The 13516-nt window shown below is 68.1% G+C and carries 13 protein-coding genes; 3 read left to right on the forward strand and 10 right to left on the reverse strand.

What is annotated here, in order from left to right; translation table 11 throughout:
* Positions 1-264: 264 nt before the first annotated feature.
* Entirely contained in the window at positions 265-1338 is a 1074-nt protein-coding gene (locus ACWDSJ_RS18930) for a helix-turn-helix domain-containing protein (protein WP_450033356.1), read from the reverse strand.
* 74 nt (positions 1339-1412) lie between these two features.
* Complete coding sequence (locus tag ACWDSJ_RS18935) at positions 1413-1838, reverse strand: NUDIX hydrolase (protein ID WP_450033357.1); 426 nt, start codon at positions 1836-1838, stop codon at positions 1413-1415.
* Between the two features lie 417 nt (positions 1839-2255).
* On the opposite strand from ACWDSJ_RS18935, the gene ACWDSJ_RS18940 reads away from it, so the two are divergent.
* Positions 2256-2585, forward strand: a complete 330-nt coding sequence (locus tag ACWDSJ_RS18940; protein WP_450033358.1) for a TauD/TfdA family dioxygenase — start codon at positions 2256-2258, stop codon at positions 2583-2585.
* 176 nt (positions 2586-2761) lie between these two features.
* Here the strand turns inward: ACWDSJ_RS18940 and ACWDSJ_RS18945 are convergent, their stop codons facing one another.
* Both ACWDSJ_RS18945 and ACWDSJ_RS18950 read right to left on the reverse strand, forming a co-directional pair.
* The gene (locus tag ACWDSJ_RS18945; protein ID WP_450033359.1) at positions 2762-3202 is read right to left on the reverse strand and encodes a VOC family protein; all 441 of its coding nucleotides are present in this window, start codon (positions 3200-3202) and stop codon (positions 2762-2764) included.
* Positions 3203-3242: 40 nt separating this feature from the next.
* Complete coding sequence (locus ACWDSJ_RS18950; protein ID WP_450033360.1) at positions 3243-4583, reverse strand: hypothetical protein; 1341 nt, start codon at positions 4581-4583, stop codon at positions 3243-3245.
* A 257-nt stretch (positions 4584-4840) separates the two neighbouring features.
* On the opposite strand from ACWDSJ_RS18950, the gene ACWDSJ_RS18955 reads away from it, so the two are divergent.
* Complete coding sequence (locus ACWDSJ_RS18955; RefSeq protein ID WP_450033361.1) at positions 4841-5737, forward strand: helix-turn-helix domain-containing protein; 897 nt, start codon at positions 4841-4843, stop codon at positions 5735-5737.
* Here the strand turns inward: ACWDSJ_RS18955 and ACWDSJ_RS18960 are convergent.
* The 5 genes from ACWDSJ_RS18960 to dxs form a co-directional block, all read right to left on the reverse strand.
* A complete protein-coding gene (locus ACWDSJ_RS18960; RefSeq protein WP_450033362.1) occupies positions 5734-6537 on the reverse strand; it encodes an enoyl-CoA hydratase in 804 nt (267 codons plus the stop codon). The two genes, ACWDSJ_RS18955 and ACWDSJ_RS18960, sit on opposite strands and share 4 nt — an antisense overlap.
* Positions 6538-6557: 20 nt before the next feature.
* Positions 6558-8048 carry an ATP-binding protein gene (locus ACWDSJ_RS18965; RefSeq protein WP_450033363.1) on the reverse strand — a complete coding sequence of 497 codons (1491 nt, stop codon included), beginning with the start codon at positions 8046-8048 and terminating at the stop codon, positions 6558-6560.
* A complete protein-coding gene (locus ACWDSJ_RS18970; RefSeq protein WP_450033364.1) occupies positions 8045-8734 on the reverse strand; it encodes a response regulator transcription factor in 690 nt (229 codons plus the stop codon). The genes ACWDSJ_RS18965 and ACWDSJ_RS18970 overlap by 4 nt, the downstream gene beginning before the upstream one ends.
* Before the next feature lie 23 nt (positions 8735-8757).
* The gene (locus tag ACWDSJ_RS18975) at positions 8758-9162 is read right to left on the reverse strand and encodes a hypothetical protein (RefSeq protein WP_450033365.1); all 405 of its coding nucleotides are present in this window, start codon (positions 9160-9162) and stop codon (positions 8758-8760) included.
* 116 nt (positions 9163-9278) lie between these two features.
* Positions 9279-11171, reverse strand: coding sequence for a 1-deoxy-D-xylulose-5-phosphate synthase (gene dxs / locus ACWDSJ_RS18980; protein ID WP_450033366.1), 1893 nt, complete (start codon positions 11169-11171; stop codon positions 9279-9281).
* 129 nt (positions 11172-11300) lie between these two features.
* Between dxs and ACWDSJ_RS18985 the strand changes: the two genes are divergently transcribed.
* Positions 11301-11957, forward strand: coding sequence for an SIMPL domain-containing protein (locus ACWDSJ_RS18985; protein ID WP_450033367.1), 657 nt, complete (start codon positions 11301-11303; stop codon positions 11955-11957).
* A 198-nt stretch (positions 11958-12155) separates the two neighbouring features.
* Here ACWDSJ_RS18985 and ACWDSJ_RS18990 read toward each other — a convergent pair whose 3' ends face one another.
* Positions 12156-13496 carry a class I SAM-dependent RNA methyltransferase gene (locus ACWDSJ_RS18990; RefSeq protein ID WP_450033368.1) on the reverse strand — a complete coding sequence of 447 codons (1341 nt, stop codon included), beginning with the start codon at positions 13494-13496 and terminating at the stop codon, positions 12156-12158.
* Positions 13497-13516 lie beyond the last annotated feature (20 nt).

Here is a 13516-nt window from a genome sequence, read left to right on the forward strand (position 1 = left end):
GGCAGTGCTGGGTCGGCTACGCCGTGGCCTTCGGGCAGCTCGCCGGGGCGCTGGGGAATTCCGAGTCAGGGACGGAGAGCGCGGCGGGTGAAGTCGCACATCGGGGATCGAGGCAGCGGCAGGCGAAGCCATGGGCCAGGGGCGGGCGGCGGCGCATAGCAGGGGCGCGGGCAGGGGGTGTAGTTGCGCGTTGGAGCCGGGGCGGCGGGTTCGTCTCCAAGGCCGCACCGATGCTCGAAACAGCGGCCCCGTCCGCAGATTGGGCTACCGCGCGCTGAGCCTTGACTGGTTGCGCGCGAGAGCCGCCCGCCCGGCATCAGCTACGTCTACCAGTCCGGCTTTCACGCTCGCGCGAACTGCGCGTTGGATCTGATGGGGCAGCCGATGACGTTCCGCGGAGTCGATTGCGTCGGTGAACGCGTCGACGGCGCCCTCGATGTTTCGGCTTTCCACGAGGACTTCGCCCGTGGTCACCCGTTCGATGGTGTACCACTGTGGCGCGGCCGGTCTCCCGGCCTTGCGGTGGACCAGGCTGCACGCTCGCATGATCCGTCCGGTGCCCATGAGCCCACGAAGTAGGATCTCTCGCAGCGTGAATGGCTGGAACAGCAAGCCGCTACCGGTGTTCTTGTCGAGCAAGTTGCGGTAGTCGCTCAGCGCGGTGTCGAATCGCTCAGCGTCGCCGAGTTCGCCTACGGCTCGGCAGATGAAGGCGAGCGAACTGCCTCGGTCGGCTGGATCGTTCGACAACTGTAGGGAGTGGTCGAGTCGGGCTACCGCGGCGCCGGGACGGCCGGCCTTTCGCAACTCATTCCCATGCATTCGAAGGGCATGTGCGTAGAAGTTCGAATCATCAAGGCGGGCAGCTATTTCCACTGCCAGTCCGGTCCATCGTGCCGCGGACGACAGACGCTCCTCGGGCAACACGGTGCCGAGTGAGACTCCGAGCGCGACGCGCGCTCGGGCGAGTAGTGCCAGGCTATCGCGTTCCATCTGACCTTCGGCCGCTCGCGCTTCGAGACGCGCCACCAGGGGCCATAGTTCGTTGACCGCTTCGACCGCCCGACCGGCCTGTCTGGCGATTTCGGCGAGACGCACGGTGCTGTTGCCGAACTGGAGCATTGCCCGGTACTCGGCATCGTCGACGTCGGTCACGCCGAGCACATGAGCAGGCAGTGAGAGGCGAGCGGCTATGTGCCTACGGGTGCCGACATCGTTGATCGCTCGGCGTCCCGTCTCGAGCATGGACACGTACGACTTGTCGTAGCCCAGCAATTCCGCCAGCGCCACCTGGCTCATGCCGTTGATGCGCCGGTACGCCCGGAGGATCGTGGGCAAGTCCCTGGTCGCTATCGCGGTGGAAGCCGGGACGACCGATGGCCACGATCGGGTGTCGGCCACTGGTCCGCCCCCTAGACGCTTTCCGCTGCCCTCAGTTGCGCGAACCACGCCATGATCGACCGCTTGTAGCCCTCGGGCATGTTGAGCGCGGCTATCTCGTCCTCGGCGAACAAACCGACCTCTTTGTGCTCGTGGGAAAGCACCGGCTCAGCGTCGGTGTCCGGAAAGCAGCCGTAGGTCACGATGAATACGTGTCGTTCGGCCTCGTTGATGTAGTAGATCCACGAGTCGAGAATCGGCCCCGTCGTGACCGGCCACTGTGTCTCTTCGGTGATCTCGCGGGCCACGCACTCTTCCGGTGTTTCGTCGGGTTCGATTCTGCCGCCTGGCAACTCCCATTCTTCGCGCTCGTTCTTCAGCAGCAGCACCCGCCCGTCACGCGCGACAACGCCCTTGATCGAGATCGAGTACATGTGCGGCACGTATCCGGAGGTCATGCCCGCGACGCTAGCACCGCGCCTGCCGCTGGCCGGGCGGTTGGCGGTGACAGTTCGTCAGTGGACACGGCAAACGCGCCGAGCGCACGGCTTCGGCATGATGGTTGAGCTACACCAGGATTGGGCGGCACGGGTGGCGACAGCCCTCGCCACTGACGGGATGGACAGATTCGACAAAATTCGCACGCGCGAGCAAATGGTTGCGTTGGGAGCGTCCCTCGGGCAAATCGTCCCCCACCGGGACAGCGACCATGACGGCGTCACCGCGCTGCGACACCGAGCGGGACTCGCGCAGCGGCTCGGATTCGAGGGATTCGGCACCGGATCCCTACCGCCCCACACCGACCGGTCCGGAGTGCTGGAACCCCCAGCGCTGTTGCTCGTTCTCTGTGGTCGCAAGAGCACAAGGGGCGGCGAGTGCATCGCGCTTCGGGCCATCTGGGCTCTGTTTTCGAGCACGCGCAGGGTGGGCGGATCCGGATCCGCTATCGCCGCGACAACCTGGTCAAGTACTCGCCGGAGGTCCGGCGATGGCTGCCGACATTCGACGCCGCGATCGACCGCCACACCGTCAGGTTCGGCCTCGAGCCTGGAGAGGGCTATGTACTGCACAACCATCGGTGGTTGCACGGACGGGCAGCGTTCACCGGCGAACGAGTCATGTACCGACTCAGCCTCAACCCTCACCCGGAGTTCGCCATTCCGTCGGGGTTCACGGCACCCGGCGTGTTGGGGGTGGTTTCGTGAATGTCGATGTGCGTCGACCTTTGCTGGATCACGTCACATCGCACCTGATCGCACTGATGATTGTGCCCACCCTCGGGCAGCTCGCCGGGGCGCTGCGGAATCCCAGGCCAGGGGGTAGGGGGTGAAGTTGCGCGACCCGGGCGGCGGTGGGATGTCGGGGCGAAAGGGGTTGGGGGTCAGGGGTTTTGGGTCAGGTCTTGGGCGAGCATTACCAGGATGTCGCTGGGGCCTCGGAGGTAGGTGAGTTTGTAGATGTTTTCGTAGTTGGCTACGCCTCGGAGGGGGTGGCAGTTGTGGCGGGCGGCTATTTCGAGGGATTTGTCGAGGTCGTCTACCGAGAAGGCGATGCGGTGCATGCCGATTTCGTTGGGGAGGGTGGGGGTGGTTTCGATGGCTGGGGGGTGGATGTACTCGAAGAGTTCGACGCGGCCCTGGCCGTCCGGGGTTTGGAGCATGGCGATCTTGGTGTGGTTGCCGTCGAGACCGACGGTGGTGTCGGCCCACTCCCCGCTGACGGTGTCGCGGCCGAGGACCGTGAGGCCGAGGTCGGTGAAGAAGGCGATCGCGGCGTCGAGGTCGCGGACCGCGATGGCTACGTTCTCGAGTTTGATTGGCATACGCGGGATGGTAGCGGGCGGGGGCGACAGGTTCCGGTGGTCAGGACAGGACGGACCGGTTCTGGCGGTTGAGGTTCTCCGTTCGGATGATGACGTCGCGCAATTCCTTTGCGGCTGGGCGGTTTCGGTCCTCGACCGGGATGGCGGACAGGACGCTTTCGCTCAATCCGGTCGAGCCCCAGGTGTGATGCTCGGCGGGAAGGTCGTTCACCACGGTCGCCGCATACCGTGCTCCCCCATCGAAATCACCGCTCTGCACCATGCACAGGGCGCGTTGTATCTCGATTTGAGCGATCGCACGCACCCGCCTGGCCTCGTACAACGCCAAGGCGGCGTTCTGGGCCTGCTCGGCGGCCTCGACATTGCCGAGATGAGACCAGACGTAGCTCTCGGTGAACCGGACTCTTTCCTCCCCGTGTGCCCAGCAGTGATTACCCTGGTCGTTGATCACCTCACTGGGCAACTGCGCGAAGACATCTCGCAACTTGACGAGATCCGCCTCCGCCTCCTGGGCTCGACCGAGCATTCCGTACGCTTGGGCTCGGGCCGAGAGCAGGCTCGGCAAGCCGATGACCGGCCCCTTCGCCATCAGTTCCTCCGTCGCGTCGACGCTGGCGACGATCTGTTCGGGCGCACGGCCGTCGTACATGCCGTAAATGGCCTCGCGACCGCGCACCCAGAGCATCGCGTGGGGATCGCCTGACGCGTCCGCCGCGTAACGCGCTGTGCGCCACCATCTTCCGGCTTCGGGTCCCTTACCGACATTTCGAACGCCTTCCGCCATCGTCTGGCTCAGGAACGCTCCGACCCGGTACAGCTCCCGACGCCGATCCACGTCCGACGCGGCCGTCAAAGCCGCTTGCAGACTCAGCAGATCGGTGCGCAGCAGTTCGTACAGCCGAACCGGAGCCTCCGTCTGCGACAGATACCCGTAGTCCCGAACGATCTGATACCAATCCGCAAGATCGATCTCCGGCCCCGCTTCCAATGCCTGATTCAAACTGTGCCTTGTCATTTCGAGGCCCACCACGGCCCCGACACCGGCAACCGACACATTCATGAGGAACTCGCGCCGCAGCACGTCGCCCACCTCCTCACCGGCGGGTACGTCCGACACGCGGACCACGTCATCGCTGGCCTCCGTCCCGAAGACGGCCCGCCGGAAACGTTGCTGTACTTGTGACGGAGCGTTCTCCAACGCCGCGTCCAAGCTTCTCTTGTTCGCGGCCTGGATGTTGCTTGTCCGGCCGCTCTCCCAGTATGTGACCGTTCGCGTGGTCACTGCCACCGTTTTGCCGAATTCTCGCGGGCTCTGGCGCATCGCGACGCGCAGCGCGCGTACCTCTTCAGGTGTCCATTCAAGATTCATGTCGTGGCCCATCTCTCCCCTGCGACCAACTGTGGAACCGCCAAATTACCTGGCTTGTGCCGACTTTGGTGCGGATTCGGCAGTTTTCTCGCGCCGACCCTTACCGGCATCCTTGAGTTGCCTCGGCACCCCGGCCATTCCACGGTCCCTTCGAGGATGGGCCGCCGGACCGACTACGGCCCCCGCAGAACGGCGGCGGAACTACGCCCGGTTCCCCGGGTGCCGAGGCCCTTTCGAACAATGGCAGCCGAGAGAGAGCGAGGAAACGAATGGTCGCAGAGGGTTCTACGCTCGCGCGCCGGGCGTTGGGTCGGCAATTGCACGCGTTGCGCAAGAAGGCGGAGGTGAGTCAGGGCCAGGCGGCGCGGATACTGGGAATCTCCCCGCAAACCATGGGACGAATCGAGGACGGGCTGTCGGCGCGTTCGGCCAATGATCTCTATATGAATACGTTGTGCGATCACTACGGCGTGTCCGACGAGAATCGCCGTGCCATATTGGCATTGGCCCGGGAGGTCCGCGCGACGGCCAAATACGGCGGCGGATGGTGGCGGGCCCATCTCGACCGCGGCCCTTACGATTTCGATCCGCGCACGATGCTGGAGAACGCGGCGGCGCGGCTGACGGTGTGGGAGGTCGTGCTGCTGCCGTCGGTCGTCCGGACCGTCGACTACCGGCGCGCGATCGCGTGGACCGAGTGCCCGCACCTGCCCACCGAGCGGATCGAGGCGCGCATCGAGGCGGAGGTGCGACGGCAACGGCGCGTCGACGATCCGACATTCGCGGTCGAGATCATGGTGTCCGAGGCGGCGATTCGCGAGGAATGGGGCGGATTCGCGGTGATGGACGAACAGCGTCATCATCTCGTGAAGATCGGGCAGCGATCGAATGTGTCGATCCGCGTGATTCCGTTCAACGCGCGCAGCCATATCGGGTCGCTGGTCGGGTCGTTCTCGCTCTTGGAGTTTCCGATGCTGAGCCAGACCCGGATGATGGAACCGCCGATCGTGTCGATCGAGGAATACACGGGCGAACTGTATCTCGAGCGGGCGGCGGAGGTCGAGAAGTACCGGGCCGTGCTCGCGGAATTGCGGCGGGTGGCGTTGAGCGAAAGCGATTCCGCCGCATTGCTGCTCGCGATATCCGACGAGTATCGGCCGCGTTAATCCTCGAACACGGGTGGGCGGCGGTCGCGGCGGGCGCGAATGGCCTCGTCGAAATTCTCGGTGGTGAGTCGCACGTACAGCTGCGACATGCCCTCGTGTTGCATCTGCGATTCGTAGGAGCCCGCCTCGAGGCCGCTCCAAAGCATACGTTTGGTCAATTCGATGCCGACGCGGCTGTAACCGATGATGCGGTCGGCCAATTCGTATGCGGTGTCGAGAAGTTCGGCGGTGGGGACCGTGCGGGAAACGAGGCCGATGCGTTCGGCCTCGGCGGCGTCGACGTCGCGGCCGGACAGCATGATCTCGAACGCGCGGGTGGAGCCGATCGCGCGCGGCAGCAGGAAGCTGAGGCCGAGTTCGGCGGAGGTCAGGCCGTTGTTGATGCCCGCGGCGCGAAAGTAGGCGTCGGCGCCCGCGATTCGCAGGTCGGTGGCCATGGCCAGGCACAGGCCGCCGCCGATGGCCGCGCCGTTGACCGCCGCGATGACCGGTTGATGCATGCGGCGCAGGGTGAGCATGACGTCGTTGAGCAGGTCCATGGAGCGGCGGGCGATCGTGGTGCGGGTGAGGCCGTCGATGTTCGGAACCTTGCCCGCCCCTTGCAGATCCGCGCCGGAGCAGAAACCGTGGCCCGCGCCGGTGAGGACGACCACGCGGACGTCGTTGTCGGCGGCGACGGATTCGAGGGTCTCGCGCAGTGGGATCATGACGTCGAACGCCATGGCGTTCATCCGGTCCGGGCGGTTCAGGGTGACGAGGACGATCTGGGGGCGCGGTTTGTCGACGAGCACGAAGGACATGCCCCGAACTGTAACCTGTTTCAGAAATCCACCGGGGTGTCCCGCAAGGTGACGCGCAGGCGGGCGCCGCCGTGCGGGGAGTCGGTGAGTTGTGCCCTGCCGCCGTGCAATCGGGCCTGTTGGGCGACCAGGGCGAGGCCGAGGCCGCTGCCCGCGGCGGTGGTGTCGCCGCGGGTGAAGCGGTCGAAGAGGCGGTCGCGGTCGGGCTCGGGGACGCCGGTGCCGTTGTCGTCGACGGTGAGTTCGATGTGGTTGCCGGCGCGGCGCGCGGTGATGTCGACGCGGGTGGCGTGGCCGTGGCGGACGGAGTTGGTGAGGGCGTTCTCGAGGATGCTGCGCAGGCCCGCGCCGAGGCCGCGCAGGCGCAGGGGTTCGGGGACGGTGGCCTCGACCGTGACGCCGGGGTGGGTGCGGTGGGCGTCCTCGACGATCTGATCGATGAGGTCGTCGAGGTCGACCTCGGCGAAATCGTCGGCGGTGGTGAGTTCGCCCAGGGCCAGGCGTTCCAGGGCGACCAGGGTGTCCTCGACCGAGCGTTGCGTGGTCAGGATGTCGTCGAGGATCTCGCGGCGGTCGGGTTCGGGGAGGTCCATGGTGCGCAGGACCTGTAGGTCGGTGCGCATGGAGGTGAGCGGGGTGCGCAGTTCGTGGGCCGAGGTGGCGGCGAAGTCGCGGGCGGCGGCGAGGGCGTCGGCGGTGTGGCGGCGTTCGGCGGCGATGCGGTCGAGCATCCGGTTCATGGCGGCGGTGAGTTCGGCGGTCTCGGTGGTTCCTCGGGTGGGTGGAATGTCCAGGGACAGACGGGTTCCCACGTTCGCGGTCGCGGCGGTGAGGCGGCGCAGCGGGAGGACGGCGCGGTGGGCGAAGAACCAGCCGAGGGCCGCCGCGACGGCGATGGCGGCCGCGCCGACGGCGAGGATGCGGGTGCGCTGATCGGCTACGGTTTGAGCGAGGGTCTGCTGCGGGACGCTGGCGGCGACGAGGACGGTGTTGCCGGGGGCCAGTTGGGTGGGGACGTCCCAGGTGAGGGGGGTGTCGGGGGCGGGGTCGCCGGGGCGTTGGGTGAGGAAGAAGAAGCGGCCCAAGGGTGGGTGGGGTGGAGTCGGGGCGGGGGCGTTCGGCGCGGTCGGCGGAACCGGTTGCGGGGAAGCGAGTTTCGGGCCGCTCGGGGAGTCGAGGACCGTCTCGTCAGGCCCGGTGGGCGACGCGGTTGCCGAAGCCGATTGGGGGCCAGGGGAATTCGGGGCACTTGGGAGATCGGGGGGCGTGGAATCCAGACCCGGAGGCTTGGCGGGCGAAGTGGAGTTCGAATTCGGTGGTGGGGCGGGGGAATCGGGATCGCCGGGGGTGAAGGCGGTGATGCGCAGGGAGCGGACGGCCTTGTCGACCTGGTGTTCGGTGCCCGAGGGGGCGAGGGCGAAGAAGGTCGCGCACATGGCGGCGGCGACGAGGGTGGCGGCGGCGGCGCTGGCGAAGGCGACCCGGGTGCGCAGGGAGACAAGGGTTTTCATGGTTCCACTCGCAGGACGAAGCCGATGCCGCGGACGGTGTGGATGAGGCGGGGGTTGCCGGTGGCCTCGATCTTGCGGCGGAGGTAGGCGACGAAGACGTCCACGACCTTGGTCTGGGTGCGAAAGTCGTAGCCCCACACGCGATTCAGGAGTTGGGTGCGGCTGAGGACCTGGCCGGGGGCGGCGGCGAGGGCGGCCAGCAGGTCGAATTCGCGTTTGGTGAGATCCAGGGGGCGATCGTCGATGTAGGCGCGGCGGGCGGCGGGCTGGATGGTCAGCGGGCCGACGACGATGCGGCCGGGGTCGGTGGCCGGGGCGGGGACGCGGCGCAGCAGGGCGCGCAGGCGGGCGGCGAGTTCGCCCAGGTCGAAGGGTTTGGTCAGGTAGTCGTCGGCGCCCGCCTCGAGCGCGCCGATCCGGTCGAGGACCTCCGACCGCGCGCTGAGCACGCAAATGGGGATGTCGTTGCCGAGGGCGCGCAGGGCGGTGACGACCTGAACCCCGTCCAGGCCGGGCATATTCAGATCCAGGACCATGGCGGCGGGGGCGTCGGCGGCGATGGCGGCCAGGGCGGTCGTGCCGTCCACGGCGGTGTGCACCTCGAAACCCGACAGCCGCAGCCCGCGTGCCACCGAGGTGAGCACGCGGGCGTCGTCGTCGACCACGAGAACTCGACTGCTCGTCACGATTCGACGATATCCGCGGGGTTCTATCGGTGGCAGATGATGATGTGGTGGCCCTCGGCGTCGGTGTCGTCGCGGTCGATGTGGATGGTGGCGGGGTCGTCGCCGGGTACGGCCGCGCACGGTCCGGGCTCGCCGGGCGCGCCCTCCCCCGGGGCGATGATGATCACGCGGCGACCGTCGGGGCCGTCGAACTCGCCCCGGCCGTCGGGGCCGATGACGATGCGCTGGCCGTCGGGGCCGATCGCGTAGCGCTGGCCGTCGGGGCCGACCTCGATCGGCGGGGGGCCGGGGACGGGGCCGACCTCGCCGCCCGGCGGGGGGCCGGGCACGGTGGGCTGGGCGCTCGCCGCGGCGGGCAGCGCCAGCGCGACGATGGCGGCACTGCCCACGAGACCGGCGGTGAGGCGGCGAACGGTGAACAACGACATGGCACGGACTCCTGCGCTCGGGGACGATGTCTCGTCCGATCTGTCGAACACCGACGACGGTATGAGCGCAGTGCTGGGAGACCGTTCGGGAACGGTTAGGGAATCGATAGAAACGCTCAGGCGCTTCCGGCGAGCCAGCCCGTGATGCGACGGGCGATGTCCTCGGCGGTGAGGCCGAGGTCCTGATGGATCTGGGCGCGCGAGGCGTGCTCCAGGAACTGTTGCGGCACACCGAGATCGCGCGTCGGGACGTCCAGCCCGGCGGCGCGCAGCTTCGCCGACACCGTGCAGCCGACGCCGCCGTGCAGGCCGCCGTCCTCGACGGTGACGACGAGGCGGTAGTTCTCGGCGAGTTTGACGATGGTGTCCGACACCGGCAGCACCCAGCGCGGGTCGACCACGGTGACCGAAACCCCTTCGCGCTGAAGGGTTCCCGCGACCTGGACGGCGGTGTGGGCGAACGGGCCGACGGCGACCAGCAGGACGTCACCGCGTACGGCGCGCGCGGACGCGCCCTCGGGCATGCACAGCACATCGATGCCGTCGAGGCGTTCGACGGGCGTGATGTCCTCGGCGACAGCGCCTTTCGGGAAACGCAGGGCGGTGGGGCCGTCCTGGACGGCGAGCGCCTCGGCCAGTTCCTCGCGCAGGGTGGCGGCGTCGCGGGGGGCGGCGACGCGGATGCCGGGGACGATGCCGAGCACCGACAGGTCCCACATGCCGTTGTGGCTGGCGCCGTCGTCGCCGGTGATGCCCGCGCGGTCCAGGATCAGGGTCACCGGGAGGTGCAGCAGCGAGACGTCCATGAGGAGTTGGTCGAAGGCGCGATTGAGGAATGTCGAGTAGATCGCGACGACCGGGTGCAGGCCGCCCAGGGCGAGTCCGGCGGCGGAGGTCATGGCGTGCTGTTCGGCGATGCCGACGTCGAACATGCGGTCCGGGAAGCGTTTTCCGAACGGGGCGAGGCCGGTGGGGCCGGACATGGCGGCGGTGATGGCGACGATGTCGTCGCGCTGTTCGGCCTGGCGGATGAGTTCGTCGGAGAACACCGACGTCCAGCCGATCGTCTTGCCGCCCATGGGTTCCCCGGTCTCGGGGTCGATGACGCCGATCGAATGCATCTGGTCGGCTTCGTGATTCTCGGCGGGACGGTAGCCGCGGCCCTTCTGGGTGACCGTGTGCACGATGACCGGGCCGCCGAAGTCCTTGGCGCGGCGCAGGGCCGCCTCGAGGGCGACGATGTCGTGTCCGTCGACCGGGCCGACGTACTTCACGCCGAGATCGCTGAACAGCTCCTGCGGGGCGACGGCGTCCTTGATGCCGGTCTTGACGGCGTGCAGCATCGAATACGCGGAACCGCCGACGTGCGGGATGCTCTGCACGAAACGTCTGGTGGCGTCGAGGGCCTGTTCGTAGGCGGGTTGCATGCGCAGCGCGGTGAGGCGGTCGGCGAGGCCGCCGATGGTCGGCGAGTAGGAGCGGCCGTTGTCGTTGACCACCACGATGAGTGAGCGGTCGGGTCCGGCGGCGATGTTGTTCAACGCCTCCCAGCACATGCCGCCGGTGAGGGCGCCGTCGCCGACGACCGCGACGACGTGGCGGCGCTGCTTGGTGAGGGCGAACGCCTTGGCGAGGCCGTCGGCGTAGGAGAGGGCGGCCGAGGCGTGCGAGGATTCGACCCAGTCGTGCGGGCTCTCCGAGCGGCTCGGGTAGCCGGACAGGCCGCCCTGTTTGCGGAGGCGCTCGAAGTCGTCCTTGCGGCCGGTGAGGATCTTGTGGACATAGGCCTGATGGCCGGTGTCGAAGACGATCGGGTCGGTCGGCGAGTCGAAGACGCGATGCAGGGCGATGGTCAGTTCGACCACGCCGAGGTTCGGTCCCAGATGTCCGCCCGTCACGGCGACCTTGCGGACCAGGAACTCGCGGATCTCCTCCGCCAGCTCACGCAGATCCGGTACCGTCAGCCGGCGCAGGTCCTCGGGCGTATCGACCCGGGATAGAACTCCCACCGCTATCGCTCCTCTGGATGGCTCGTCGTTTGGAACAGTCTACGGAGCCGTGCGGGGTGACGATGACGGGAACGGAAAGCACCAGCGATTTCGGTCCGTTATGTGAGTCTCGACACGGAAGGAGGGGTGGTGGCGAACGAGCGATCCGAGGGTGCGGGGACGGTCACCGTCGTGGGGTACGGGAGGGCTTCGGCGGTTCCCGACCGGATGCGGGTGACGGTGTCGGTCGAAACGCGGGCCAGCACAGTGGCTCTGGCGTATCGGCATGCCGGGGAGCGGGCCGGGGCGGTGACGGAGGCGTTGCGGGCGCAGGGGGTTTCGGGGGCGGATATCGCGACGACGGGGTTGTCGGTGCATACGGAGACGACGTGGGTGGAGGGTGGGGGGTCGCGGATCACGGGGTACGTGGCGAGTACGGCTCTGACGATCGGGTTGCGGACGGATGCCGGGGTGGATCCGGCGGTGGTGATCGGACATGCCGTGGAGGCGGGTGGGGACGATGTTCGGTTGGGTGGGCTCGATCTCGCGGTGTCGGATCGGGAGGGGTTGCTGGCTCGGGCGCGGGATGCGGCGTGGGATGACGCGCTGGCCAAGGCCGAGCAGTTCGCGGGGCGGGCGGGGCTGGGGGTAGGGGGTGTGGTGTCGATCGCGGAGTCGGGTGGGGGTGCCTCTCCCCCGCCGTCGCCGGTGGCGTTCGTGGCGGCCAAGGTTGAGTCGGCGGTTCCGATCGAGTATGGGGAGAGTGAGGTGACGGCGAGCGTTCAGGTGACTTGGCGGCTCAGGTGAGTTGGGTTCAGTCGCACAGGCTTTCGAGAGCCTCGGGCTTCATACGATAGGGACCTCCCCCAACGCTCGGGTCCCCAGGTTCGGCAGTACAGCCGCACCCTTTATTCGGATCCGCACCCCTTGTGGGGCTATATAAGGGGTGCGGATCCGAATAAAGGGTGCGGCTGGGTTCGTGCACCTGGGGATTGTGTACCTGGGTCAGGTGGGTTCGAGGAGGGCTAGGCATTCTATGTGGTGGGTGGCGGGGAAGGCGTCGAAGGCTCGGAGGTGGGTGGGGGTGTAGCCGGCGGCGCGGTAGAGGGAGAGGTCTCGGGCGAAAGAGGCTGGGTCGCAGCCTATGTGGATTATGCGGGTGGGGTGGGCTGATGTCAGGGGGGTGATTACGTGTTTGGTGGCGCCTGCTCGGGGTGGGTCTAGGACTACTACCTCGGGGGTGGTGGATTGGTGGGTGAGCCAGTGTTCTACTCGGGTGGCTTGGAGGTGGATTTGGGGGAGGTCTTGGAGGGAGAGGGTGCCGTCTTGGACTGCGGGGCGGGAGGATTCGATGGCCTCGACTGTGCCGGTGGGGCCTACCTGGGTGGCGAGGCGGGCGGCGAAGATGCCCGCGCCGCTGTAGAGGTCCCAGGTGTGGGCGCCGGGGGTGGCTTCGGACCAGGTGGCTACTACGTCCGAATAGCATTGGGGGGCTTCGCGATGGGGTTGCCAGAAGGCGGTGGCGGAGACTTCCCAGCGGCGGCCTGCCACATATTGGATCGCGCGGCCGGTGCCTTCGATGAGGCGTTCGCGGCGGGGGGCGTGGGTGGCGGCGCGGCGGGCGGTGGTGGTGCGGCGGTCGCCGCCGGGGCGGCGGGGGGTGTGCGGCGGGGCCAATTCGACTATGTGGCGGTGGTTTTCGCTGTCGACGGCGATGACGAGTTCGGCGTGCGGGGTCCAGCGGCTTTCGGCGATGCCGGTGAGGGCGCCCGGAACGGGTTGGGGGCAGCGGAGATCGGGGATGACCTCGGTGCCGCGGTAGCGGTGGACTCCGGCGCGGCCGTCGGCGTCGACGGTGAGGCGGATTCTGGTGCGCCAGCCCGTGGTGTGTTCGGCCACGGGGAGTCGGGCGCTGCGGGAGGCGGCGGCGCCGACGGCCACGCCCGCCTTCCATTCGGATCTGGTTGCGGCGCTTATCGGTTCGACGACAACCTCGGTCTCCCAACCCGCGACCCGGCGCAATTGCTCGGCGACGACGGTGGCCTTCAGCGCGCGCTGCGCCTCGGGCGTGGCGAAGGAGAAGTCACAGCAGCCCGCTCCCCCGGGGCCCGAGACCGGGCAGGTCGGCTCGACGCGGTCGGGGGACGCCTCGAGGATCTCGACGGCCTCGGCGCGGCAGAACGAGCCGCCGCGATCCTCGGTCACCCGGGCCCGGACCAGTTCGCCGGGGAGGCCGTGGCGGACGAAGACCACGCGGCCCTCGTGGCGGGCGACGCAGAAGCCGCCGTGGCCGGGAGGGCCGAGGCGAAGCTCGAGAAGCGTTCCCGCCCAACCGTTTTCGGCCATCACGGGCGCCCGCCGTCAGG

It is taken from the genome of Nocardia sp. NPDC003482 (assembly GCF_053588115.1).

Excerpts from the sequence above, each read along its gene's own strand:
- ACWDSJ_RS18990 (WP_450033368.1), bottom strand. The coding sequence starts at position 13,496 with ATGGCCGAAAACGGTTGGGCGGGAACGCTTCTCGAGCTTCGCCTCGGC.
- ACWDSJ_RS18945 (WP_450033359.1), bottom strand. The coding sequence starts at position 3,202 with ATGCCAATCAAACTCGAGAACGTAGCCATCGCGGTCCGCGACCTCGAC.
- ACWDSJ_RS18935 (WP_450033357.1), bottom strand. The coding sequence starts at position 1,838 with ATGACCTCCGGATACGTGCCGCACATGTACTCGATCTCGATCAAGGGC.
- ACWDSJ_RS18975 (WP_450033365.1), bottom strand. The coding sequence starts at position 9,162 with ATGTCGTTGTTCACCGTTCGCCGCCTCACCGCCGGTCTCGTGGGCAGT.
- ACWDSJ_RS18965 (WP_450033363.1), bottom strand. The coding sequence starts at position 8,048 with ATGAAAACCCTTGTCTCCCTGCGCACCCGGGTCGCCTTCGCCAGCGCC.
- ACWDSJ_RS18950 (WP_450033360.1), bottom strand. The coding sequence starts at position 4,583 with ATGGGCCACGACATGAATCTTGAATGGACACCTGAAGAGGTACGCGCG.
- ACWDSJ_RS18955 (WP_450033361.1), top strand. The coding sequence starts at position 4,841 with ATGGTCGCAGAGGGTTCTACGCTCGCGCGCCGGGCGTTGGGTCGGCAA.
- ACWDSJ_RS18960 (WP_450033362.1), bottom strand. The coding sequence starts at position 6,537 with ATGTCCTTCGTGCTCGTCGACAAACCGCGCCCCCAGATCGTCCTCGTC.